The following is a 24,125-nucleotide window of genomic DNA, read 5'->3' as shown; positions in this document are numbered from 1 at the left end:
GCAATGGCAAGAAAGAAGCGTCGGCCTTCCGACCGGAAACCCCCAGCAGCCGGCGTGTCCGGCCAGCAGCGTCCGCAGCCGCGGCTGAAGCCCGATCCGTGGATCCTGTCGTTGGCCGTTCTCGGCCTGTTGTTGACTGCATATCTGACCCTTACCGGCGGGGCGCCGGCGTTCTGCGCCGAGGGCGGCGGCTGCGATGTGATCCAGGGCAGCAGATGGTCCCGTCTGTTCGGGGTGCCATTGGCGCTGTGGGGCTTCGGCCTGTATGCGCTGATTGCATTGGCGGCGGCGACCGGCACAACGCCCGCGGCGCGTTGGCGGCGGCTTTCGCGCCTGACCGCGCTGGGGCTGGCGATCAGCATCTATCTGACCCTGGCCGGCATCTTCGCCCTTGAGGCCACCTGTGGCTGGTGCCTGGCGTCGCTGGCGATCATGGTGGCGCTGTTCGCCCTGGTGCACCTGCGGCGTCCCGGCGCGCCATCCGGTACGCAGAGCTGGGGCAGCTGGTGGCTGGGCAACGCTTTCCTCGCCCTGGGCGTTGTGGTGGCCCTGCAGCTGGCGCTGGGCGGCGTGTTGGACCGGCGCCCGGAGAATCCCCGGGTCGCGGCGCTGGTGGACCATCTGGAGTCCACCGGGGCGCGCTATTACGGCGCATCGTGGTGCGGCAGCTGCGCGCGCCAGACCCGGATGTTCGGGGCCTCGGCAGGGCGCCTTCCGTACGTGGAATGCAGTCCCCAGGGACGCGGCGGCCCGGTGGCTCGCGAGTGCACTACCGCGGGCGTGTCCTCGTATCCGAGCTGGCAAATCAACGGGCTGATGCACTCCGGCATCCAGACGCCGGAACAACTGGCCCAGCTGTCCGGCTTCCCATGGGAGCAGGAGCGGGACTGAGCCTGCGTGCCGCCCGGAGCGGCACACGCGGGAGCGCGCGTGTACCAGCGCGCAAGCCGTTACATGTCGATCGGCGAGCGCTCCCCGGCGAACGGGTTGATCTTGCGGATGGACCAGGGGTAGCGGGGCCAGTTGCCGTCCAGCCACTGGTGGTCCGGGTCGTTCAGTTCCAGCACCCGGCGCGCATCGGCGGCGAGGGTTTCGTTGCCCAGCCGGGTGTAGGCCTCGGCAAGCACCGCTACCGCGTCGTTCTGGTGGCTCGACTGCGGATAGGTTTCCAGCAGGTAGGTGGCGCGGCTGGTGGCAGCCACATTGGCGTCGCGGCGCAGGTAGTAGAGCGCCGCGTCCAGGTCGTGGCGGGCGAACATGTCACGCAGCACGAGCATCCGCTCGCGGGCATCCTCGGCGTAAGGGGTGTTGGCGAAGCGCTCGGCGACCACGGCGAAGTCCGCGTACGCCTGCTGCGGCGTGGCCAGGTCGCGGCTGCTCGCGTCCAGTGACCACACCCGCTGCATGAACACCGTGTCGCGCGAGGCATTCACCAGCCCGCGCAGGTAGTACATGTAGGCCGAGTGGCGGTGGGTGGGGTAGGTGCGCAGGAAGCGGTCGATGCTGGAAATCGCCTCCTCGTGGCTGCCCATCTTGTACTGCGCGTAGGCGGTCTCGATCAGTGCCTGCTCGGTGTACGGTCCGTACGGGTACTGGGCCACCAGGCGGCGGAAGACGGTGGCGGCGCGGTTCCAGTTGCCAGTGCGCATTGACTGGTGGGCCGTCTCGTAGAGTTCCTCGACGGGGACCCCCTCAACGGTGTCGCGGTCGCCGCGGGAGCGGCTGCAGCCGGAGGCAAGGAAAATGGCCAGCAGCGCCAGGAGGAGCGCGTTGCGCAACAGAAAGCCGGGTCGGGTCATGAGGTCTTGGGCGTAAGCGGCACGAAAGGCGGATAATAGCAGCCCGCATCGCCGCACCGGCGCAAGCGCCTGAACCGACCCCTGCCCATGACTGCCTCGCCTGACGACCTTCCCCTCCAGGATGAAAACGCCGACGACGCCGGAGGCCGCCAGATGCGGATTCCGGAATCCCAGGCCGGCCGCCGCCTTGACGTGGTGCTGGCCGAACTGTTCCCCGAATTCTCCCGTTCCCGGCTGGCGGGCTGGATCCGTTCCGGAGACGCGCTGCTGGATGGCAGGACCATGCGCCCGCGCGATCCTGTAGCAGGGGGAGAGCTGGTCACCCTGGATGTGGTGCTGGAAGAACAGACCCACGATGAGCCGGAAGACATCCCGCTGCAGGTGCTTTACGAAGACGAACACGTGCTGGTGATCGACAAGCCGGCCGGCATGGTGGTGCATCCGGGCGCGGGAAATCGCACTGGGACCCTGGTCAACGGCCTGCTGTTCCGGGATCCGACGCTGGCAACATTGCCGCGTGCCGGGATCGTGCATCGCCTGGACAAGGACACCTCCGGGGTCATGGTGGTTGCGCGCACGGTGCAGGCGCACGCCGGCCTGGTTGAACAGCTGTCCTCGCGCTCGGTGCACCGGCAGTACCTGGCAGTCGTGGTGGGGTCCCTGATCAGCGGTGGCACCGCCGACGCGCCGATCGATCGCCACCCGCGCGACCGCCTGCGCATGGCGGTGCGCGAGGATGGGCGCGAAGCCATCACCCATTACCGTCTGCGCGAGCGTTTCCGCGCTCACACCGTGCTGGAATGCCGGCTTGAAACCGGCCGCACCCACCAGATCCGCGTGCACATGCAGCATCAGCGGCATCCGATCGTCGGTGACCAGCTTTACGGTGGTCCGGTGAAGCTGCCCAAGGGCGCTTCCGACGAGGTGATCACCGGCCTGCGCAGCTTCCGTCGCCAGGCGCTGCATGCCGAGACCCTGGAGTTCACCCATCCAGTCAGCGGTGAGCCGGTACGCGCCACTGCGCCGGTGCCCGACGACCTGCTGGCGCTGATCAAGCTGCTGCGCGAGGACACGGCCGCCAACCCCGATGCGGAGTGGCGCTGAGGTGAGCGGGGTGGGCCCGGCGCTGCCGGTCCTGCCGGCGGACTGGGCGGCCCCGCCCGGTGTAACGGCTTTCGCGACGCTGCGTGAAGGCGCGGGAGTGTCACGGCCGCCTTTCGATGCATTCAATCTCGGCAACAGCCGGGCCGCCGAGGGTGATGATCCGGCAGCGGTGGCTGCCAATCGTGCCGCGCTGGTCGAGTTGGCCGGCTTGCCTTCCGCGCCGCATTGGCTGCGCCAGGTGCACGGCACCGGCGTGGTCCGGTTCGATCAGTCGCTACCGGTGGCGGACGCAGCTGGGGAGCGCCTGCGTATGGGCTCGGAGCCCGAGGCGGATGCCGCCGTCACCGGGATGCCCGGTGTGGTGCTGGCGATCCTGACCGCCGATTGCCTGCCAGTGGTGTTCGCGGCTCGCGACGGCAGTGAGGTTGGCGCAGCCCACGCCGGCTGGCGGGGACTGGCAGCCGGCGTGCTGGAGCGCACCGTCGCCGCCATGCACACCCGGCCTGCGGATCTGCTGGCCTGGCTCGGGCCGGCAGCTGGCCCGCAGGCCTATGAGGTGGGCGCTGAGGTTTATGAGGCGTTTGGCGAGGCGGATGCCAACGCGGCCCGGGCGTTCACCGGCACCCGACCCGGTCACTGGCATGTGGATCTCTACGCGTTGGCCCGCCAGCGGTTGCAGGCGACTGGCATGGCCGCAGACAGCATCAGTGGTGGGAGCCTGTGCACCATTTCAGATCCAGGGCGCTTCTACTCGCACCGTCGTGATGCGCGCACCGGCCGCTTGGCGACGGTGATCTGGCATTCGGGCCTGGCGAGGTCCTGAAGCACGGCCAGCTCAGGTGCCGGCGACAAGCGCTTCGAGGTAGCGGCGGCGCCACGCATTGATGTCGTGCGTGCGCAGGTGTTCGATCATCGCGTTCCAGCGTTCGCGGCGCTCGGCCAGCGGCATCGACGCGGCGTAGGCGATCGCGTTGGCCACCCCGTCCAGGTCATGCGGGTTGACCAGCAATGCCTCGCGCAGCTCGTGCGCGGCACCGGCGAAGTGCGAGAGCACCAGCACGCCCGGATTGTCCGGATCCTGCGAGCCGACATACTCCTTGGCCACCAGGTTCATGCCGTCGCGCAGCGGAGTGACCAGGCCGACGGAAGCCATCCGGTAGAAGCCGGTCAGGGTAGCGTGGGCGAAGTTGCGGTTGACGTAGCGCAGCGGGGTCCAGTCGGCGCTGGAGCGGGTGCCGTTGATGTGTCCGGCAATCTGTTCCAGCTCGGCGCGCAGCTCCTGGTATTCCTCCACATTGCCGCGTGAGACCGGGGCGATCTGCAGATAGGTCAGGCCGTCATCGTCCGGGCCCTTGCGCTCCAGATAGCGTTCAAAACCGCGAAACCGCTCCGGCAATCCCTTGGAGTAGTCCAGCCGATCGACGCCGATCATCAACCGGCGCTGCCCAAGGCTGCCCTGCAGGCGGCGCACCATGGCTTTGGAAGTGGCTGCCGTCGCCTGCTCGGCGATGCGCGTGGTATCGATGCTGATCGGGAACGCCGCCGCCCGCAGCCGCCTGCCCCCGGGCGACTCGATGACCCCGTCACTGAGCACCTTGCCGCCGCCGAACAGGCGCACGTAGTCCTGGAACCGCTCCACGTCGCGCAACGTCTGGAAGCCCACCAGGTCGTAGGCGTACAGCGTGGAAAACAGCCGCGTATGGTCCGGCATGGCGGCGACCAGGTCGGAGGAGGGCATGGGCACGTGCAGGAAAAAGCCCATCCGGCAGCCGACGCCGCGCTCGCGCAGCAGAGCGGCCAGCGGGATCAGGTGGTAATCGTGGATCCATAGCGTATCGCTGTCGCGCAGGTGCGGCGCCAGCCGCTCGGCAAACAGCGCATTGACGCGGCGGTAGCCCTCGCGAGTCTCGCGGGTGTAGTCCACCAGGTCCAGGCGGAAATGCAGCAGCGGCCACAGGGTGCGGTTGGCAAAGCCGTTGTAGTAGCTGTCGTTGTCGGCGCGACTGAGGTCCATCGTCAGGTAGCGGATGCCGCCTTCGGTCTGGTCGTGCAATTCGCCACTTTCGCGGCGCACGGTCCGGCCGCTCCAGCCGAACCACAGCCCGCCGCGCTCGCTCAGCGCATCGTGCAGGGCCACCGCCAGGCCGCCGGCCTGGTTCTTCCCGGGAACGGCGACCCGGTTGGAGACCACCACCAGCCTGCTCATGAGGCCTCCGTCCACGGCCTGGACAGGCGCATGGCTGCGGTGATCAGGCCGACATGGGAATAGGTCTGGGGGAAGTTGCCCCAGGCTTCGCCATCCTCAAACGCAAGGTCTTCCGACAGCAGTCCCAGGTGGTTGCGCCGGGCCAGGATGCGTTCGAAGAATTCGCGCGCCTCATCCATCCGTCCAATGGCTGCCAGCGCGTCGATGTACCAGAACGTGCAGATGGTGAAGCTGGTTTCGGGCGAGCCGAAGTCGTCCGGCGCGATGTAGCGGAACAGTCCATCGCCGCGGCGCAGGTCGCGGCCGATGGCCTCAACCGTAGCGATGTACCGGGGATCGTCGGCGCGGATGAATCCGATTTCCTCCAGCAGCAGCAGCGAGGCGTCCAGGTGCTCACCGCCAAAGGTGTCGGTGAAATGGCCGAGCTCGTCGTTCCAGGCTTCACTAAGCACCTGCTCGCGGATCTTCCCGGCTTCCACACGCCAGTGCCGCTCGCGGTCCGCCAGGCCAAGGTGCGCCGCGATGCGGGCCAGCCGGTCGCATGCGGCCCAGCACATGGCCGCCGTATAGGTGTGCACTGCCGTCCGCCCGCGGAATTCCCACAGGCCGGCGTCGGGCACGTTGCACAGCTCCACCGCGCGCTCGCCCAGGGGCTCCAGGCGGCGGAAGGTATCTGCATCGCCGGGTTCAACCAGGCGCTGGTCGAAGAACAGCTGGGTGGAGGCCAGCACCACGCTGCCGTAGACATCGTGCTGCTTCTGCAGCCAGGCGAGGTTGCCGCGCCGCACCGGACCCATGCCGCGATATCCGCGCAGGGTCGGCACTTCGTGCTCTTCCAGCTCCTCGGCGAAGTCGATGCCGTACAGCGGCTGCAGGCTGCCGTCATGGGTGGCGATGTTGAAGATGTAGCGCAGGAACTCTTCCATGGTGCGAGTCGCGCCCAAGCGGTTGAGCGCGCGCACCACGAAGGCCGCATCGCGCAGCCAGCAGTAGCGGTAATCCCAGTTGCGCGCCGTGTGCGCGGCCTCCGGGATGGACGTGGTCATGGCGGCAATGATCGCGCCGCTGTCCTCAGTACTGGCACAGCTTGAGGGTGATGGCCGAGCGGATTACGGCGTCCTGCCAGTCCAGCGGGATCGACAGGTAGCGCACCCATTCGCGCCAGTAGTTGGTGGTGCGTTCGAGCGCTTCCTGCATGAAGCCGCTCAGCGATCGGGCCAGTGATTCGTCCGGGCCCAGCAGCAGGTGCATGGGCCGGCCGAGCACGAAAGGGATTTCATCGCGCACGAAGCGCACCGGCACATCGGTGGTCAGGCGCAGCGTGACCTCCGGCAGCAGGTAGCGGACATGGTTGCTGCCCCAGGTGGTGTCCACCCGTTCGGCGCCCCAGTGCTTGAGCGGACGCAACCGCACCCGGACTCGCGGGTTGCCGGCCAGCGGCGTGATCCGGCGCATGATCGATACTGGGCGGTAGAACCTGCCCTGGTTGCGCCAGCGGGGCGTGAAATCGAGCACTTCAACCGCCCCGCCGCTGTCGTCATGCAGCACCGTGCGCAGGATGGCGGTATTGGTCACATAGGCCTGCTCGCTGTGCTGGAAGTCTTCCAGTTCAATGCTGAAGTCGCCGGCGTCATGATCACGCGGCTCAAGCAGGGCGCAGAAGGCAGGGTCGCCATCGAACGCCGGCAGGCAGCTCCACACCACCCGCGCCTTGCGGTCGATGAGCGCGGCAAAACTGCCGTTGCCGATGACGCCCAGGTCGAGGTTTGACTGGCTCATGTGGCGGCTCCTTCCTGCAGCCATTGCAGGACTGCGGCGGTGTTGGCCAGGCAGTGCCGGGCGGCGCTGGGCGAGCGCCTGCCCACCAGCACGCTGGAACCGCCGCGGGCGTTGACCACGGCAAAGCCATGCTCGTCGGTGAGGTCGTCGCCGACGAAGACCGGCCTGCGTCCGCGGAACGGATCCTGCTCCATCAGCAGGTCGATGGCATCGCCCTTGTCGGCTCCCTTGGGACGCAGCTCGACCACGTGGTTGCCTGCCTGCAGGCAGTACCCGGAGAGGCGCCGCAGCGCGCCTTCGGCAAAACCACGCATTGCGTCCGCGTGTCCGGGAGCGTTGCGCCAGTGCAGGCCGATGCTGGTGCCCTTGTCTTCCACCACCGTGCCGGGATGGTCGGTGGCGAATGCATGTGCGTCATCCAGCACATCAGCCAACGCGTCCGGAGCCGGTGGCGGCGACCGGAGACAGGCGCCGTTGCGCAGTTCCAGCCCGTGCATGCCGGCCGCAGGCAGCCGCAGCGGGTGGAACAGCGTATCCAGCGAGCGCAGCGGCCGGCCGCTGATCAGTGCCAGCGCGCCGTCAAGCTGGCGGTGCAGCTGGCGCAGCACTTCGGGCAAGGCATCGGGAACCCTGACCGCGTCGGGCCAGGGAGCGAAATCGAGCAGGGTGCCATCGACGTCAAGAAACAGCGCGCAGCGTGAATCGAGCGATGGCGGCGGTGTCCGCGGAAGGTCAGCAACCATGCAGGCGATTGTGCCGGAGCTCCTGGGAAGGCCACGTTCACATCCGCCAGGCCGATTCATCCGGATGGCCGATAATGGAGGTTCCCCCACCAACGGAGATGACAGATGTCCTCAGACTCCCTTGCCGCACTGGCCCAGGTGCCCGGCGTGGCCGAACGCGACCCCGCCACCCGCGATTTCCTTTTCAACCACACCATGCTGCGGATCAAGGATTCGCGCGCATCGCTGGACTTCTATACCCGCGTGCTGGGCTTCACCCTGGTGCGCAAGAACGACTTTCCCGAAGCCAAGTTCAGCCTCTACTTCCTGGCGCTGGTCGATGACCCGTCTGTGATCCCTGAAGACGATGCCGCCCGCAAGGAATGGGTGGCGCGCCAGCGCGGCGTGCTGGAGCTGACCCACAACCACGGCACCGAGGAGCAGGACGGCCCGGTGTACCACGACGGCAACAGCGACCCGCGTGGCTTCGGCCACATCTGCATCACGGTGCCGGACGTAGTGGCGGCCTGTGAGCGGTTCGAGCAGCTGGGCGTGGATTTCCAGAAGCGCCTGACCGACGGCCGCATGCGCGAGCTGGCCTTCCTCAGGGATCCGGACGGCTACTGGGTGGAGATCATCCAGCCGACGCCGCTGGGGTGATGGGTGCGGTCGGGGCTGCTTCGATGGGCATCGCCCTGACCTGAGAGGTCCCGCCGTGCCGGGTCTTTTGCGCTCCATGGACCTACGGTCCGACCTGAGGGGCCCCGCCGCGACCGGGAGGCCTTTGCGCTCCATGTCCCCCGGCCTCCGCCTGCGGCGAAGGCCTCCTCCTTTACTTACGCGCAAAGGCCTCCCGGCCACGGCGGGGCTTGGCTCCGGGAAGGTTGTCTTCCGGGCCCCGGCTTGCCGCTCGGGACCGGGGTTTTTGTAGGAGCGCGCCATGCGCGCGAAGCCGCCTGAATCCCGGAGCGGCGGGTGGGGGTGCCCTTCAGTCGTAAGTAAAGGAGGAGGTCGCGGCCGCAGGCCGACGCCGGGGGACATGGAGACTGAAGGGCACCCCCACCCGACCCCCGGCGTGGTATCAGAACCGCTTATTTTCTGACGAGGGCTCCGTAGAACCCTTGATTCACAACGCTGAAGCCCGCATCTGGACATCATTGCCGGGACATACCGGCCTGACTTTCAGAGGACAGTCCGATGCGGATGGACAAGCTCACCACGCGTTTCCAGCAGGCCCTGGCCGACGCCCAGTCGCTGGCCGTGGGCCGCGACCACAACCTGATCGAACCCGCCCACCTGCTGGCCGCCCTGATCGACCAGCAGGGCGGCGGCACCCGGCCGCTGCTGTCGCAGGCCGGCGTCAACGTGCCCCTGCTGCGTGAGCGGCTGGGCGAAATCCTCGACCGCCTGCCCACCGTTTCCGGCCAGGCCGGCAGCGTGGCCGTCGGCAACGACCTTGGCCGCCTGCTCAACGTCACCGACAAGCTGGCCCAGCAGCGCGGCGATGCCTACATCGCCTCGGAGCTGTTCCTGCTGGCCGCGCTGGAAGACGGTGGAGACAGCGGCCGCGCGCTGAAGGATGCCGGCGGCAACCGCCAGGCGCTGGAGGCCGCGATCGACAAGGTCCGCGGCGGCGAAAGCGTGCAGGACGAGAACGCCGAGGAGTCGCGCCAGGCGCTGGAGAAGTACACGATCGACCTCACCGCCCGCGCCGAGAGTGGCAAGCTGGATCCGGTAATCGGCCGTGACGAGGAAATCCGCCGCACCATCCAGGTGCTGCAGCGCCGGACCAAGAACAACCCGGTGCTGATCGGCGAACCGGGCGTTGGCAAGACCGCGATCGCGGAGGGACTGGCCCAGCGCATCGTCAACAACGAGGTGCCCGAAGGCCTGCGCGGCAAGCGCGTGCTCTCGCTCGACATGGGCGCGCTGATTGCCGGGGCCAAGTTCCGCGGCGAGTTCGAGGAGCGCCTGAAGGGCGTGCTCAACGACCTGGCCAAGAACGAGGGCCGGATCATCCTGTTCATCGACGAGCTGCATACCGTGGTCGGCGCCGGCAAGGCCGAAGGTTCGATGGATGCCGGCAACATGCTCAAGCCGGCGCTGGCGCGCGGCGAGCTGCACTGCATCGGCGCGACCACGCTGGATGAATACCGCAAGTACATCGAGAAGGACGCCGCGCTCGAGCGCCGCTTCCAGAAGGTGTTCGTCGGGGAGCCGACGGTGGAGGACACCATCGCCATCCTGCGCGGGCTGAAGGAACGCTACGCCGTGCACCACGGGGTGGAGATCACCGACCCGGCGGTGGTAGCCGCGGCCACCCTCAGCCACCGCTACATCGCCGACCGCAAGCTGCCCGACAAGGCCATCGACCTGATGGACGAGGCGGCCAGCCGGATCCGCATGGAGATCGATTCCAAGCCCGAGGAGCTGGACCGCCGCGAGCGCCGCCTGATCCAGTTCAAGATCGAGCGCGAGGCGCTGAAGAAGGAAAAGGACGCCGAGTCCAAACAGCGGCTTTCCGATCTTGAAGCCGAGATCGAAGTGCTGGAGCGCGAATACAACGACCTGGAAGAAGTGTGGAAGGCCGAGAAGGCCACCGTGCAGGGCGCGACGAAGATCAAGGAGAAGATCGAGCAGGCTCGGCTGGAGCTGGAGACCGCCCAGCGCGCCCAGGACTACGCCAGGATGAGCGAGATCCAGTACGGCCGCCTGCCGGAGCTGGAGAAGCAGCTCAAGGCCGCGCAGGAGGCCGAGACCACCGGCTTCACCCTGCTGCAGGAGAAGGTGACCGCTGAAGAGATTGCCGAGGTGGTCGCGCGCTGGACCGGGATTCCGGTCAGCAAGATGCTTGAGGGCGAGCGCGACAAGCTGCTGCGCATGGAAGAGGTGTTGCACGAGCGCGTGGTGGGCCAGGACGAGGCCATCACCGCGGTGTCCGATTCCGTGCGCCGCGCGCGGGCCGGACTGTCGGATCCAGATCGTCCCTCGGGCTCGTTCCTGTTCCTGGGTCCGACCGGCGTGGGCAAAACCGAGCTGTGCAAGGCCCTGGCCGGCTTCCTGTTCGACAGCGAGGAGGCCATGGTGCGCATCGACATGAGCGAGTTCATGGAGAAGCACGCCGTCAGCCGCCTGGTTGGCGCGCCCCCGGGCTACGTTGGCTATGAGGAGGGCGGGTATCTGACCGAGGCCGTGCGCCGGCGCCCGTACAGCGTGATCCTGCTCGACGAGGTCGAGAAGGCGCACCCGGACGTGTTCAACATCCTGCTGCAGGTGCTCGATGATGGCCGCCTGACCGACGGCCAGGGCCGCACGGTGGACTTCCGCAACACCGTCATCGTGATGACCTCCAACCTGGGCTCGCAGATGATCCAGGAGCTGGACGGCGACGGCTCTCCCCAGGCCTACACCCAGATGAAGGCTTCGGTGATGGGCGTGGTGCAGGCGCATTTCCGCCCCGAATTCATCAACAGGCTCGACGACATCGTGGTCTTCCACCCGTTGGACAAGGCGCAGATCAAGTCGATTGCCCGGATCCAGATGGCCGGACTGGAGAAGCGGTTGGCCGAACGCGGACTGCGGATCTCGGTATCCGATGCGGCCTTCGAACTGCTGGGCAACGTCGGCTTTGATCCGGTCTATGGCGCGCGCCCGCTCAAGCGAGCGATCCAGCAGCAGCTGGAGAACCCGCTGGCGTCCTTGATCCTGGCTGGTGACTTCGTCAACGGCGACCTGATCCGGGTCGAGGCGGAAGCCGGCGCGCTGGCTTTCAGCAAGGGCTGAGGCCGCCGGAAGGCGATCGTTCCACGGACGACAACGCTGATTTCCTTTCCGGGCGCCACTTTGGCGCCCGGCTTGGTTAGCGTGGCTGTCCACAGCCCGTTCGAGCCACGCAATGACCTCCTCCGACTGGAAGCCTGAAACCATCGCCGTCCACGGCGGCTACACCCCGGATCCGACCACCCGCTCGGTGGCGGTGCCGATCTACCAGACCGTGGCCTACGCCTTCGACAACACCCAGCACGGGGCCGACCTGTTTGACCTCAAGGTGCCGGGCAACATCTACACCCGCATCATGAACCCGACCACCGACGTGCTCGAGCAGCGGGTGGCGGCGCTGGAAGGCGGCGTGGGCGCACTGGCGCTGGCCTCGGGGCAGGCCGCGATCACCTACGCGATCCAGACCATCGCCGGGGTGGGCGACAACATCGTCTCGGCCAGCGCGCTGTACGGCGGCACCTACAACCTGTTCGCGCACACCTTCCCGCAGTACGGAATCGAGACGCGGTTTGCCGATTACCGTGATCCTGCCGCCTTCGACCGCCTGATCGACGACAGGACCAGGGCGGTGTTCGTCGAATCGATCGGCAACCCGCTGGGCAACGTGACCGATATCGAAGCGGTGGCGAAGGCGGCCCACGCCCGTGGCGTGCCGCTGATCGTCGACAACACCGTGCCCACGCCGTACCTGCTGCGGCCGATCGATTTCGGCGCCGATATCGTGGTCCATTCGCTGACCAAGTACCTGGGCGGCCATGGCAACAGCCTGGGCGGCGCGATCGTCGACTCCGGCCGATTCCCCTGGGCCGAGCACAAGGACCGCTTCCCGCAGCTCAACACGCCCGATCCCAGCTACCACGGCGTGGTCTATACCGAGGCGCTGGGGCCGGCGGCCTACATCGGCCGCGCCCGGGTGGTGCCGCTGCGCAATACCGGGGCGGCGCTGTCGCCTTTCAACGCCTTCCTGATCCTGCAGGGCATCGAGACCCTGCCGCTGCGCATGGACCGGATCAATGCCAATACCCTGGCCATCGCCAGCCACCTGCAGCGGCACCCGAAGGTCTCGTGGGTGAACTATGCCGGCCTGCCGGATCATCCCGAGCATGCCTTGGCGCAGAAGTACCTGCGGGGTGGTGCGGCCTCGGGGCTGTTCACCTTCGGCCTGCCGGGCGGGCGTGATGCGGGAGCGAAGTTCCTTGATGCGCTGCAGCTGTTCACCCGCTTGGTGAACATCGGCGATACGCGTTCGTTGGCCACCCACCCGGCTTCCACCACACACCGCCAGCTCTCCCCGGAGGAACTTGAGAAGGCCGGGGTCAGCGAGGATACGGTGCGCCTGTGCATCGGGATCGAGCACGTGGACGACCTGCTGGCCGATATCGAGCAGGCGCTGGCGCGGGCCTGAACCCCAGTCGTGGTCGGTAGCCGGATACAGGGAGGATTGACGAGGGCTTGATCCGCGAAGCTGCAGGCTGGCGACTTTGCCCACCGCCAATGGTGGGTCAAGGCAGTGCGATGCGGATTCTGATCACCGGTGGCAGCGGGTTTCTCGGGCGGGCGCTCAGCGAGCGGCTGCAGCGGGACGGCGCCCGGGTCGCCTGGGCGTCGCGCGACCCCTCACGCAGGGCGCCGGACGGGATCGAGGTGCTTGGCTACGAGGGACTGTCGCCGTCGCAGTATTTTGATGCGGTGGTCAACCTTGCCGGGGCGGGCATTGCCGAGCGCCGGTGGAGCGATCGACGCAGGCAACTGCTGTTTGACAGCCGGCTGGGCCCTACGCGCAGCCTGATGCAGTGGATGCGCCGCTGCGAACGGCGTCCCACGGTGCTTCTGAGCGGTTCGGCAGTGGGCTGGTACGGCGCCCAGGGCGGCGATACTCAACTGACCGAGGACAGTGGTGCCCACGAGGATTTCCCCCACACCTTGTGTCAGGTCTGGGAAGAGGCGGCCATGCAGGCCGTGCCGCTGGGAGTGCCGGTGTTGCTGCTGCGCACCGGGGTGGTGCTGGATCCCGCTGGCGGGATGCTGCGGCGCCTGCTGCCTTCATTCCGCCTGGGTCTGGGCGGGCGGTTGGGCAGCGGCGCCCAGGTGCTGAGCTGGATCGCCCTGGCCGACTGGGCGGAGACGGTGCGGATCCTGTTGCGGCGGCACGTGGGCGGCGCCGGGGACGCTCCGGTGGGCCCGGTCAACCTGACCTCGCCCGAGCCGGCCAGCAATGCGGAATTTACCCATGCGCTGGGGAGCGCCCTGGGGCGGCCAACGGCTCTTACCGTGCCCACGCCGCTGTTGAAACTGGCGCTGGGCAAGATGTCGACCCTGCTGCTCGACGGCCAGCGGGTCATCCCGCAGCGGCTGCAGCAGGCCGGTTTCCAGTTCCGGCACCCGCGGTTGCTGCCTTATCTGCAATCCGCGCTGCAGTCCTGAATCCGTACCTCAGGCGATCAGGTCGCGGGCGCCAACCGGCGGGGCGTTGGCAAAGCGTTCAAGCAGTTGGCCCACGCCCGCACTGGCCGGCAGTCGCCAGCTTGCGTCCACCCGACTGGAAAGTGGGGTGGGCTGCGGGTTGATCTCCAATACCGGGGTGCCGTCTTCGATCGCGGCCAGCGGCAGGGCAGCCGCTGGATACACCAGTGCAGAGGTGCCGATCACCAGCAGCAGGTCGCAGGCTGATACCGCTTCCATGGCGGCCTGCCATGGGGTTTCCGGCAAGCCTTCGCCAAACCAGACCACGCCTGGTCGCAGCCGTTCGCCGCATGGGATGCAGGCGGGCGGATCTTCGCGCCCGCCATCCGCCGGGACGGTGTGCAGCCGCTCGCGCAAGGGCTCGCTGGCCGGCGCCGCGCCGCAGTCAATGCAGCGCGAGGCGAACAGGCTGCCGTGCAGATGCAGCACGCGGCGGGAGCCGCCGCGCTCGTGCAGGTCGTCCACGTTCTGGGTGATCACGGTGACGTCGTGGCCCAGCTGTTCCAGCCGGGCCAGTCCCAGGTGGCCGTCGTTGGGCTGCGCGCGCAGCACCGAGGCGGCGCGCCAGCGGTACCAGCCCCAGACCAGGGCGGGGTCGTCGTTGAACGCCCCGGGTGTGGCCAGCTGCTGCGGGTCGAACCGCGCCCACAGCCCCGTTTGGGCATCGCGGAACGTGCTGATGCCGCTCTCCGCGGACATCCCGGCCCCGCTCATGACCGCAATCCGCATGCCGCTGCGTCCCGTTACCAGCGGTAGCCGGCGCGCACGTACGCGAACGCGCCGTTGAAGCCGAACGGCGACGCCGAGTTGTACGGGAACTGGCCGTTGGTCGAGTTGCCGAAGATGTTCTCGTCCGGGTACTGGTTGAACACGTTGTCCCCGCCCACGGTGAAACTCCAGCCGTCCAGGTGCCAGGTTGCCGCCACATCGACCAGCCACTTGGCCCCGTAGGTCTGGTCGTTGGCTGAAGCGTTGGGCGTGGTCTGGAAGCTGCCGTAGCGGGTGGTGCCGGCGGTGAAGGACCAGTCGCCGGTGTTCCACACCCCGGTCAGCAGCAGCTTGTCACGCGGGAAGCCGCGCTCGATCCGGCCGCGCTCGGCCCGGTCGATGCGCTCCAGGTTCAGCCCGCCGCTTTCCAGCTCCGGCGGGTTGTCCGCGATGCGGGTGATCTCGGTCTTGGAGTAGTTGTAGCCCGCGGTCAGGTCGAAGGTGCCGGAGGCCAGGTCCCAGCGATAGCTGCCCACCACGTCGATGCCGCGGGTGCGGGTGTCGATGGCGTTGGTGAAGTAGCGGCCGCCGGTGACCCCGAAGATCCCGCGGTCCTCCAGGAAGTCGCGGATGTTGCCGGTCAGGTTGGCCGACAGCACGATCCGGTCATCCACTTCGACCTGGTAGGCGTCCACCGTCACGTAGAGCGCATCCACCGGCTGCAGGACCAGGCCCATGCTCAGCGACATCGACTCCTCCGGCCGCAGCGGCTCCGCACCCAGCGCCTGGGCGATGGCGCTGCCGGCCGGGAAGGTGCGGATTTCGAACGGATCGGCAAAGCCGGCGATGAAGGTGGTGCTGGTGGTCTGGAAGTTCTGCTGCGACAGCGATGGCGCGCGGAAGCCCGACGCCACCGTGCCGCGCATGGCCACCGCGTCAGTGAACGCAAAGCGGGCCGAGAGCTTGCCGGAGGTCTGGCTGCCGAAGTCGCTGTAGTCCTCGTAACGCACCGCCGCGCCGGCCGAGAACTGCTCGGTGAAGTCCGCTTCAAGATCCGCATACACCGCGTGGCTGTCACGCTTGTGGTGACCGGCGTCGGTGGGCCGGTAACCGGGGAAGCCCTGCGCGCCGGAGGCCACCGGTGGCGGCAGCGCTCCCTGGCGCCAGGAGTCCGGCTCGCCGGGCGACTGGTTCCACTTCTCTTCGCGGTACTCGGCGCCAAGCGCCAGGTTCACCGGGTACGCCAGGCCCCAATCCAGCGCGTGGCTCACGTCCAGGTTGAAGATGTTCTGGGTGGTTTCCAGCGCACCTGCGTAAAAGTCCGTCGGCGAGGCCGGGCCGAGGCTTGCGTTGACCGTGTTGCGGGTGAAGAACTCCAGGTGGTTGAAGCCCCAGTTGTAGCTGAGGTCCCAGTTCCAGCCCCCGCTGTCACCGCGCACCCCGGCCACCATCGAGCGGTCGTCGGCGATGTTGTTGATCTGCGGCACGAAGCCGTCCGGGTGGACCTGCGGCACGTTCTGGTTGGGGTTGCCCGGCGCGCGGAAGAACGCGAACGAGGTGATGTCGCGCTCACTGGCCATGCCGAAGCCGTACAGCGTCGCCGAGTCGCCCAGCGGCATCTCGGCGTTGAACGACAGGCCCCAGTGCTCAACTTCAGGGTCGCCGTAGATGAAGCGCTTCTCGCCCAGCTGCGCGTTGTTGCCGCCGGGCGATGTGCCCGCGTAGGGGCGGGCGCGGTTGGTGGGGTCCTGTTCGCCGAACTGGGCAGCCAGGTGCAGGAAGCCGTCCTGGCCCAGGGGCATGCCGTGGTCGCCGGACAGGTTCCACTGCGCCCCGTCGCCGGCCGAGTACTGGCCGTAGCGCGCATCGATTCCCCCGCCGCTGGCGCCACTGCCCTTGAGGACCACGTTGATCACGCCGGCGATCGCGTCCGATCCGTACTGGGCCGAGGCGCCGTCGCGCAGCACCTCCACGCGCTCGATCGCCGCGATCGGGATCGCATTGAGGTCCACCGGTGACGAGCCGCGGCCCTGGGTGCCGTTGACGTTGATCAGCGCGGTGGTGTGGCGGCGCTTGCCGTTCACCAGCACCAGCACCTGGTCGGGGGCCAGCCCGCGCAGCTGCGCCGGGCGGATCGCGCTGGTGCCATCGGTGACCGCCGGGCGCGGGAAGTTCAGCGACGGCAGGGCGCGCGACAGCGCCGTGGCCAGCTCGGTGGTGCCGGTAGCCTGCAATGTCTCCGGGGTGATGATGTCGATCGGCGAGGTGGACTCGGCCACCGTGCGGTCGGTCACCCGGGTGCCGGTGACGATCAGCGTGTCCAGGGTGGAGGTGCGTTCGGCAGGCGTTTCGCTGTCCTGGGCCAGGGCCGCGGGGGCGACCAGGGCCAGGGCGAGGGCGGCGGCAAGCGTGGTGTGCTGCATCGGTGATCTCCCAATCCGGTGGGTATGCGCGGCAGTGCCGCAGGGGTTCCCTGTTGTGGTTGCTTAGCATGCGGGCGGCGCGGCGGCAATGGTGTCGCGGGCCTGACCACGGGTGGCGGCGACGCGCCGGTCGCCGCGTCCGGACCTTTACAATCGGCCCCATGATCTCTTTCAGAAACTTTGCCCTGCGTCGCGGGGAGCGCCTGCTGTTGTCCGGAGTGGACCTGGCCATGCACGCCGGATGGCGCCTGGGCGTGGTCGGCCGCAACGGAACCGGCAAATCATCGCTGTTCGCCGCCATCCGCGGCGAGGTCGAGCCGGACCTTGGCGACCTGGACCTGCCGTCGCGGCTGCGCATCGCCAGCGTGGCCCAGGAAACGCCCTCTCTGCCCGATCCCGCGATCTCCTTCGTGCTGTCGGGCGATGTTGAAGTGGCCGCCGCGCTGCAGGCCGAGGCCGACGCCGTGGCTGCCGAGGACTGGGACGCCGTGGCCGCCGCGCACCAGCGCCTGGCCGAGCTCAACGGTTACGACGCCGAAGCCCGTGCGGGCAGGCTGTTGCACGGCCTCGGGTTCTCGGCTGACACCCATCACCGGCCGGTCAGCTCGTTCTCCGGTGGCTGGCGGGTGCGGCTGAATCTTGCCCGCGCGCTCATGATGCCCAGCGACCTGCTGCTGCTCGACGAGCCCACCAACCACCTGGACCTGGACGCGGTGCTGTGGCTTGAACAGTGGCTGCTCAAGTACCAGGGCACGCTGCTGTTGATCAGCCATGACCGCGAGTTCCTGGACGGCGTGTCCACCCACACCCTGCACCTGCATGACGGCAAGGCGAAGCTGTATGTGGGCGACTACACCGCCTTCGAGCGCCAGCGCGCCGAACACCTGCGCCAGCAGCAGATCGCACACAACAAGGAGCAGGCCGAACGCGCCCATCTGCAGAAATTCATCGACCGCTTCCGCGCCCAGGCCAGCAAGGCGCGCCAGGCCCAGAGCCGGATGAAGCGGCTGGCCAAGCTGGCCGGTACCGAGGCGGTCCGCGCCGAGCGCGGGTTCCACATTGAATTCCCCCAGCCGGCGAAGCTGCCGCACGCGCTGCTGCGGATCAATGATGGCGTGTGCGGCTACAGCGAAGATGCGCGCATTCTGGAAAACGTTGGCTTCGGGCTGGAGGCGGGCGACCGGATCGGCCTGCTGGGTCCCAACGGCGCCGGCAAATCCACCCTGGTCAAATCGCTGGTGGGCGAATTGCCGCTGCTGGAAGGAGAGCGCGCGGCGCACCCGGACTTGAGGATCGGCTACTTCGCCCAGCACACGGTGGAATCGCTGGTGGCCGGCACCTCGCCGATGGATCACCTGCGTGAGCTGTCGCCGGATGCGTCCAGCCAGGCGTTCCGGGATTTCCTGGGGAAATGGTTCTTCCCCGGTGACCGTGCGTTTGAAAGCATTGACGGCTTTTCCGGCGGAGAGCGGGCGCGATTGGCGCTGGCGCTGATCGCCTGGAAGCAGCCCAACGTGCTGCTGCTGGATGAGCCCACCAACCATCTGGATCTGGACATGCGCGAGGCGCTGGCCGAGGCGCTGAGTGACTTCGAAGGCGCGATTGTGCTGGTCTCGCACGACCGGCACCTGATCGGCCTGGTCAGTGACAGCTTCTGGCGGGTATCGCACGGCGAGGTCAAGCCGTTCGAGGGTGACCTGGATGAGTACGCGATATGGCTGCGTGCCCGGCAGGGGGAAACGCGCGGGGAAAGCGGGAAGAAATCCAGTGCCCAGTCCGTCCCCGAGCCGGCCAAGCCGGCGGCTCCCGCGCGCAAGGTCAATCCGCACAGGCTGCAGGAGGCCGAGCGTGAGGTCGGTGAGCTTGAGGCATCGCTGGGCAGGATCGACGCGGCGCTGGCCGACCCTGCCCATCATTCCGATGCCGGGCGCATGACCGAACTCGGCGGAGAGAGGGAGGCTGTTGCCCAGCGGCTGTCGGTGGCCGAGGAGCGCTGGCTGGAGCTGCTGGAAGACTGAGCTGCGGTTTGCGCGCTGCGACGGCGGAGGTTACCGTGCGCGGATGAACAAGCTCACTCTTCCCGTATCGATCGCATTTGCCGTTGCCCTGGCAGCATGCGCACCTTCCACCGAGCCGGCAGCCGATGCCGTGGATCCGCAGGCAGAAGCCGCCGCGGCCGCAGCCGCAGCTGCCGCCCAGGATGTGTCCATCCCGGCCGACGAGTTCCTCATCCGTCTGGCCGAGCACTGCGGACAGGCGTTCGCCGGCCGCGTCCTCACCAACGATCCCGCTTCGCCCGAGCCCGACGCCTTCGAGGGTCAGGACCTGGTGATGCACGTGCGCGGCTGTGATGACCCGACCCGCGAACTGCAGGTGCCCTTCCACGTGGGCGACAACCATTCGCGTACCTGGCTGCTGACCCGTACCGACGATGGCCTGCGCCTCAAGCACGACCATCGCCTGGAAGACGGCAGCGACGATCCGGTCACCATGTACGGCGGCGACACCGTGGGCCCCGGCACCTCCCAGCGGCAGGAGTTCCCGATCGACCGGGAGTCGATCGACCTGTTCACGCGCGAGGGCCTGGATGTCTCCATCACCAACGTGTGGGCGATGGAAATCGAGCCCGGCCAGCGCTTCCTCTACGAGCTGTCGCGTCCGGTGAGCGATGCGAATCCGGAAGGCCGCCTGTTCCAGGTCGAGTTCGACCTCACCCAGCCGGTGGAAGCCCCGCCCACGCCCTGGGGCTACTGAGCCTTTCAGCTTCATCTGACAAGCGCGGCGGCTCCCCGGGGGCCGCCGCTTTTCTTTGTGCCCGGTGCAGGGGCTTGAAACCGGCGTCTCCGGCCCCATCCCATGTCCGGGTTTTCACTTTCACACTTGCCAGTTCGAGTCCGTTGCCATGCCGATCTATGGTTTTGAGTGCACTGCTTGTGGTCATCAGTTCGATCGCCTGCAGAAAATGTCCGATCCCGATCCGGACAGCTGCCCGTCCTGCGCCAAGGGCGCGATCAAGCGGCAGGTGACCGCGCCGTCGTTCCGGCTGGCCGGCAGCGGCTGGTACGAGACCGATTTCAAGAAGGAAGGAGAAGGCAGGCGCAATCTGGCTGGTTCAGGCGAAGGTGCAAGCTCCACTGCGGCCGAGCCGGCCGCCAAGCCTGCGAAGAGCGAACCAGCCGCCAACCCGTCGAGCTGAGCGCCACGGCCCTCGGGCCAGGTCGGTCAGCGGTTTTCTTCCACTGCCGCTTCCGCGTCCCCTTCCACTTCCGGCAGCAGCTCGATCGCCGACGGGGTGGTGCGCAGCATCAGGTGGAACTCGGACGGGGTGTCGTTCTCGCGCGGGCGGAACACCCTGCGCGCGCCGGCTACCAGGGCGGCCAGTGTCAGCGTGGCCGCATAGAAAGCGGGCAGTGCCTCTGCACCCCAGCGGGTCATGGCCAATCCGGCCAGCGCCGGTCCGATCGCCGATCCCACGCCGTTGAGCAGCAGCAGGCTGCTGCCTGCGGCCAGGGTTTTATCCGGCGTCAGGTGGTCAAGCAGGTGGGCCATGCAGATCGGATAGATCGCAAACGCCAGCCCGCCGAAGATGAAGGCCAGCGTGTACAGCGGCCATCCCGACTGGCCGACCGGCAGCATCATGCCCAACGCCGCGACGGCGGCCAACACGCACACCAATGCCAGGGTGGTGCGCCGGTCGGTGCCATCCGTCAGGCGGCCGATCGGCCACTGCAGGGCGGCTCCGCCGAGAATGGTTGCGCTCACCAGCAGGGCCACGCCGCTCAGTTCCAAGCCCAGACGGGTGGCGAATACCGCACCAAGGCCCCAGAAGCTGCCCACTGCCAGGCCGGCCAGAAGGGCGCCCAGCGTGGCCGCGGGCGCCACCTTGAACAGCTTGCTCAACGCCAGCCTGGGAACCTCGGGCAGCTCCGGCTGCACCATGCGGCTGGCGGTGACCGGCAGCGCGGCCATGCAGATCAGGATGGCCACCAGGTTGAACAGGATGAACCCGGCCGTTGAGGCCAGCCCGATCAGCCACTGGCCGGCCGCCAGGGCCAGCAGGTTCACCGCCATGTAGACCGCGAATACCTGGCTGCGCTGCTCCGGCGGCGCCTGCACGTTGAGCCAGCTCTCGATCACCGTGTACAGGCCCACCAGGGCGATTCCGGTGCCCAGGCGCAGCAGTCCCCAGGCCCAGGGCGAGACGAAGATCGGATGCAGCAGCACCATGGCCGCGCACAGGCCGGCGTAGAACGCGAAGGCGCGGATGTGGCCGGTCCGCTGGATCAGCCCGGGCGCGACGTAGGTGCCCAGGAAAAAGCCGGCGAAATAGGCCGACATCACCAGGCCAAGGGTCTGCTCGCTGTAGCCTTCCAGGCCGCCGCGCACTGCGATCAGGGTGCTGAGCAGGCCGCTTCCCATCAGCAACAGGGCCACGCCCGTGAGCAATGCGGCCAGCGATTTGACGGTGGCGATCGGGCTCCGGGAGGGGGCGGACGGGGGCGGGGCGGGGCGCGTGTCGATGGCCACATTCTAAACCTTGCCCCCAACCAGCTAAAATATCGGGCTTTCCGCGCCCCTGCGCGGGCTGTCCGGAGTTTGCATGCGTACCCACTTTTGCGGCCTGATCGACGAGTCCCTGATCGGCCAGACCGTCACCCTCTGCGGCTGGGCCGACGTGGCCCGCGATCTTGGCGGTCTGTGCTTCATCGATCTGCGCGACCATCACGGCATCGTGCAGGTGGTGGCCGAGCCGTCGGATACCGTCGGCAACGCCGAGGTGATCGCCACTGCGGCCGGCGTGGGATACGAGGACTGCCTGCGCGTCACCGGTACCGTGCGGCGCCGTGAATCGGTGAACCCGAAGATCCGCACCGGCCAGGTGGAACTGGTGGCTACCGCGATCGAGGTGCTGAACAAGGCCGAGCCGCTGCCGTTCCACCACCACGAGAATCCCGGCGAGGACATCCGCCTCAAGTACCGTTACCTGGACCTGCGCCATCCCGAGATGCAGCGCCGCATGCGTATCCGCACGAAGCTGGTGAGCGCGCTGCGCCACTGGCTGGATGCGCGCGACTTCCAGGATATCGAAACCCCCATCCTGACCCGGGCCACGCCCGAGGGCGCGCGCGACTTCCTGGTACCGGCGCGCCAGCACCCGGGCGAGTTCTACGCGCTGCCGCAGAGCCCGCAGCTGTTCAAGCAGATCCTGATGATGTCCGGCTTCGACCGCTACTACCAGATCGCGCGCTGCTTCCGCGACGAAGCCCTGCGCGCCGACCGCCAGCTGGAGTTCACTCAGCTGGACATGGAGTTCGCCTGGGTCGATGAGAGCCACGTGCAGGGCACGGTGGAAACGATGATTCGTGAGGTGTTCGGCGAAGTGGCGGGCGTGGAGCTGGCCGATCCGTTCCCGCGCATGACCTGGGCCGAGGCGATGCGCCGCTACGGTTCGGACAAGCCCGACCTGCGCAACCCGCTGGAACTGGTGGACGTGGCCGATCTGGTCAAGGGCAGCGGTTTCAAGGTGTTTGCCGATGTGGCCGGCACCGACGGCAGTCGCGTGTGTGCGCTGCGGATCCCCGGCGGCGCGGCGCTGTCGCGCAAGCAGATCGACGGTTACGCCGCGCACGCGGCCAAGTTCGGCGCCAAGGGCCTGGCCTACGTGAAGGTAGGCGAGGACGGAGCCGTGTCGTCCCCGATCCAGAAGTTCTTTGACGAGGCGCAGTTCAGCGCGCTGCTGGCCCACGTGGGCGCGGGCAACGGTGACATGGTGTTCTTCGGCGCCGGTGACTATCCGGTGGTCAGCGCCTTCATGGGCGCGGTGCGGCTCAAGGCTGGCGTCGAATTCGACCTGGTCGAGAAGGGTTGGAAGCCGCTGTGGGTGGTGGATTTCCCGATGTTCGAGTGGGACGAAGACGCGGGGCGTTACGTGGCCCTGCACCATCCGTTCACCGCGCCGGCAATTGACGATGCCTCGGTCCTGCGCGAACAGGCCGGCACGGCGGTGTCCCGGGCATATGACCTGGTGCTCAACGGCAACGAGATCGGTGGCGGCTCGGTGCGCATCCACCGTCCGGCGATGCAGAAGGCGGTGTTCGAACTGCTGGGCATTGGCGCCGAGGAAGCACAGGCCAAATTCGGCTTCCTGCTGGACGCACTGAAGTATGGCGCTCCCCCGCACGCCGGCATCGCCTTCGGTATCGACCGCATGGCCGCGCTGCTGGCCGGCACCGAATCGATCCGCGACGTGATCGCCTTCCCCAAGACCACCGGCGCGCAGTGCCTGATGACCGATGCACCGTCGCCAATCGACGATCAGCAGCTGGTGGAGCTGCACATCCAGGTGCGGCCGGATGCAAGTGGGAGCTGATTGCTTGGAGGCGGCGCTGCGACGGGCGACGGTGGACGACGCGCAGGCGCTGTCTTCGCTCGCCGCGCGGACTTTCAGCGAAACCTTCGGCCACCTTTACCGGCCGCAGGACCTGGACGCATTTCTTGAAGACGCGTACTCGGTTGAAAAACAGCGGGTGATCCTGGCGCATCCGGACTACGCGGTATGGCTGCTGGAAGCGGACGGCGAAGCGGTGGGGCACATGGCCGCCGGCCCGTGCGGATTGCCCCATCCGGAGGCATCGCGGGACCACGGTGAACTGAAGCGGCTGTACCTGCTGCCCGACTGGCAGGGGGGCGGCCACGGAGCGCGGATGATGGAAGCGGCAATGGCCTGGCTGCTGCGCGACGGACCGCGGACGCTGTGGATAGGCGCATGGTCGGAAAACCTGGGCGCACACCGCTTTTACGCGCGCTGGGGCTTTGAAAAGGTCGGCGAATACCTGTTCGAAGTCGGCCAGGCCCGCGACCTCGAGTTCATCCTCCGCCGCCCGCCCCTGTAGGAGCGCGCCACGCGCGCGAAACCGCGTGACACCTGTTTCCCGGCGAATGTCCCGGCTAGAAGGGGCGTCCGGACTCCTGCCCGCGAACCAGCGGGACACCCCTTGGCGGGACACGCCGTAAACCCGTCCATGGGGGCTTGCCCGCGCCGTCCATGGCGCGGACAGTCCCGCCAAGGGGTGCCCCGCTGGTCCCTCAAGGTTGTCGGTGATTTGCCAGAAGCATCGCCAGGCCTCCGATAAGATCACCC

18 protein-coding genes and 1 pseudogene are annotated in these 24,125 nt (G+C 67.8%); 12 read left to right on the top strand and 7 right to left on the bottom strand.

Annotated features, from left to right (window positions below; all coding sequences use genetic code 11):
• Window positions 1-3: 3 nt before the first annotated feature.
• A complete protein-coding gene (locus tag ACW7G2_RS05755) occupies window positions 4-891 on the top strand; it encodes a vitamin K epoxide reductase family protein (RefSeq protein ID WP_456973630.1) in 888 nt (295 codons plus the stop codon).
• A gap of 59 nt (window positions 892-950) precedes the next feature.
• Here ACW7G2_RS05755 and ACW7G2_RS05750 read toward each other — a convergent pair whose 3' ends face one another.
• Window positions 951-1,799, bottom strand: coding sequence for an outer membrane protein assembly factor BamD (locus tag ACW7G2_RS05750; protein WP_456973627.1), 849 nt, complete (start codon window positions 1,797-1,799; stop codon window positions 951-953).
• Window positions 1,800-1,952: 153 nt separating this feature from the next.
• On the opposite strand from ACW7G2_RS05750, the gene rluD reads away from it, so the two are divergent.
• Both rluD and pgeF read left to right on the top strand, forming a co-directional pair.
• Window positions 1,953-2,903 (top strand): 23S rRNA pseudouridine(1911/1915/1917) synthase RluD, encoded by a 951-nt coding sequence (rluD, locus tag ACW7G2_RS05745; RefSeq protein ID WP_456973749.1) that lies wholly within the window; start codon window positions 1,953-1,955, stop codon window positions 2,901-2,903.
• A complete protein-coding gene (gene pgeF / locus ACW7G2_RS05740; RefSeq protein WP_456973625.1) occupies window positions 2,887-3,726 on the top strand; it encodes a peptidoglycan editing factor PgeF in 840 nt (279 codons plus the stop codon). Before rluD ends, pgeF begins: the two co-directional genes overlap by 17 nt.
• Window positions 3,727-3,738: 12 nt before the next feature.
• Here the strand turns inward: pgeF and otsA are convergent, their stop codons facing one another.
• From otsA to otsB, 3 genes and pseudogenes are all read right to left on the bottom strand, one after another.
• Entirely contained in the window at window positions 3,739-5,109 is a 1,371-nt protein-coding gene (otsA, locus tag ACW7G2_RS05735) for an alpha,alpha-trehalose-phosphate synthase (UDP-forming) (protein WP_456973623.1), read from the bottom strand.
• A pseudogene (locus ACW7G2_RS05730) lies at window positions 5,106-6,888 on the bottom strand (glycoside hydrolase family 15 protein). The gene otsA and the pseudogene ACW7G2_RS05730 overlap by 4 nt, the downstream one beginning before the upstream one ends.
• Window positions 6,885-7,631, bottom strand: coding sequence for a trehalose-phosphatase (gene otsB / locus ACW7G2_RS05725; protein WP_456973621.1), 747 nt, complete (start codon window positions 7,629-7,631; stop codon window positions 6,885-6,887). Before otsB ends, ACW7G2_RS05730 begins: the two are co-directional and overlap by 4 nt.
• A gap of 105 nt (window positions 7,632-7,736) precedes the next feature.
• Here otsB and gloA point away from each other — a divergent pair, with 105 nt between their 5' ends.
• The 4 genes from gloA to ACW7G2_RS05705 all read left to right on the top strand — a co-directional run bounded on the left by gloA (window position 7,737) and on the right by ACW7G2_RS05705 (window position 13,814).
• Window positions 7,737-8,270 carry a lactoylglutathione lyase gene (gene gloA, locus ACW7G2_RS05720; protein ID WP_456973619.1) on the top strand — a complete coding sequence of 178 codons (534 nt, stop codon included), beginning with the start codon at window positions 7,737-7,739 and terminating at the stop codon, window positions 8,268-8,270.
• 537 nt (window positions 8,271-8,807) lie between these two features.
• Window positions 8,808-11,393 (top strand): ATP-dependent chaperone ClpB, encoded by a 2,586-nt coding sequence (gene clpB / locus ACW7G2_RS05715; protein ID WP_456973617.1) that lies wholly within the window; start codon window positions 8,808-8,810, stop codon window positions 11,391-11,393.
• A gap of 112 nt (window positions 11,394-11,505) precedes the next feature.
• Entirely contained in the window at window positions 11,506-12,795 is a 1,290-nt protein-coding gene (locus ACW7G2_RS05710; protein WP_456973615.1) for an O-acetylhomoserine aminocarboxypropyltransferase/cysteine synthase family protein, read from the top strand.
• Window positions 12,796-12,905: 110 nt separating this feature from the next.
• Window positions 12,906-13,814: a TIGR01777 family oxidoreductase gene (locus tag ACW7G2_RS05705; protein WP_456973613.1), complete on the top strand. Its 909-nt coding sequence runs from the start codon at window positions 12,906-12,908 to the stop codon at window positions 13,812-13,814.
• 9 nt (window positions 13,815-13,823) lie between these two features.
• On the opposite strand, the gene ACW7G2_RS05700 is transcribed toward ACW7G2_RS05705, so the two are convergent.
• Entirely contained in the window at window positions 13,824-14,582 is a 759-nt protein-coding gene (locus ACW7G2_RS05700) for an SIR2 family NAD-dependent protein deacylase (RefSeq protein WP_456973611.1), read from the bottom strand.
• A gap of 14 nt (window positions 14,583-14,596) precedes the next feature.
• Window positions 14,597-16,984 carry a TonB-dependent receptor plug domain-containing protein gene (locus ACW7G2_RS05695; protein ID WP_456973609.1) on the bottom strand — a complete coding sequence of 796 codons (2,388 nt, stop codon included), beginning with the start codon at window positions 16,982-16,984 and terminating at the stop codon, window positions 14,597-14,599.
• Between the two features lie 161 nt (window positions 16,985-17,145).
• Here ACW7G2_RS05695 and ACW7G2_RS05690 point away from each other — a divergent pair, with 161 nt between their 5' ends.
• From ACW7G2_RS05690 to ACW7G2_RS05680, 3 genes are all read left to right on the top strand, one after another.
• Window positions 17,146-19,002, top strand: coding sequence for an ABC-F family ATP-binding cassette domain-containing protein (locus ACW7G2_RS05690; RefSeq protein ID WP_456973607.1), 1,857 nt, complete (start codon window positions 17,146-17,148; stop codon window positions 19,000-19,002).
• A gap of 43 nt (window positions 19,003-19,045) precedes the next feature.
• Window positions 19,046-19,738, top strand: coding sequence for a hypothetical protein (locus ACW7G2_RS05685; protein WP_456973605.1), 693 nt, complete (start codon window positions 19,046-19,048; stop codon window positions 19,736-19,738).
• Between the two features lie 148 nt (window positions 19,739-19,886).
• Window positions 19,887-20,180 carry an FmdB family zinc ribbon protein gene (locus tag ACW7G2_RS05680; RefSeq protein WP_456973603.1) on the top strand — a complete coding sequence of 98 codons (294 nt, stop codon included), beginning with the start codon at window positions 19,887-19,889 and terminating at the stop codon, window positions 20,178-20,180.
• A gap of 26 nt (window positions 20,181-20,206) precedes the next feature.
• Here ACW7G2_RS05680 and ACW7G2_RS05675 read toward each other — a convergent pair whose 3' ends face one another.
• Window positions 20,207-21,439 (bottom strand): MFS transporter, encoded by a 1,233-nt coding sequence (locus ACW7G2_RS05675; protein WP_456973747.1) that lies wholly within the window; start codon window positions 21,437-21,439, stop codon window positions 20,207-20,209.
• Between the two features lie 145 nt (window positions 21,440-21,584).
• Here ACW7G2_RS05675 and aspS point away from each other — a divergent pair, with 145 nt between their 5' ends.
• On the top strand, window positions 21,585-23,354 hold the full coding sequence (aspS, locus tag ACW7G2_RS05670) for an aspartate--tRNA ligase (protein WP_456973601.1): 1,770 nt from the start codon (window positions 21,585-21,587) through the stop codon (window positions 23,352-23,354).
• Window positions 23,338-23,877 (top strand): N-acetyltransferase family protein, encoded by a 540-nt coding sequence (locus ACW7G2_RS05665; protein WP_456973599.1) that lies wholly within the window; start codon window positions 23,338-23,340, stop codon window positions 23,875-23,877. The genes aspS and ACW7G2_RS05665 overlap by 17 nt, the downstream gene beginning before the upstream one ends.
• Window positions 23,878-24,125 lie beyond the last annotated feature (248 nt).

The sequence above is a fragment of the Luteimonas sp. A277 genome (genome assembly GCF_054052045.1).
Note: the sequence above shows the minus strand (reverse complement) of the source record. Positions and strands in the feature narration are given on the sequence as shown.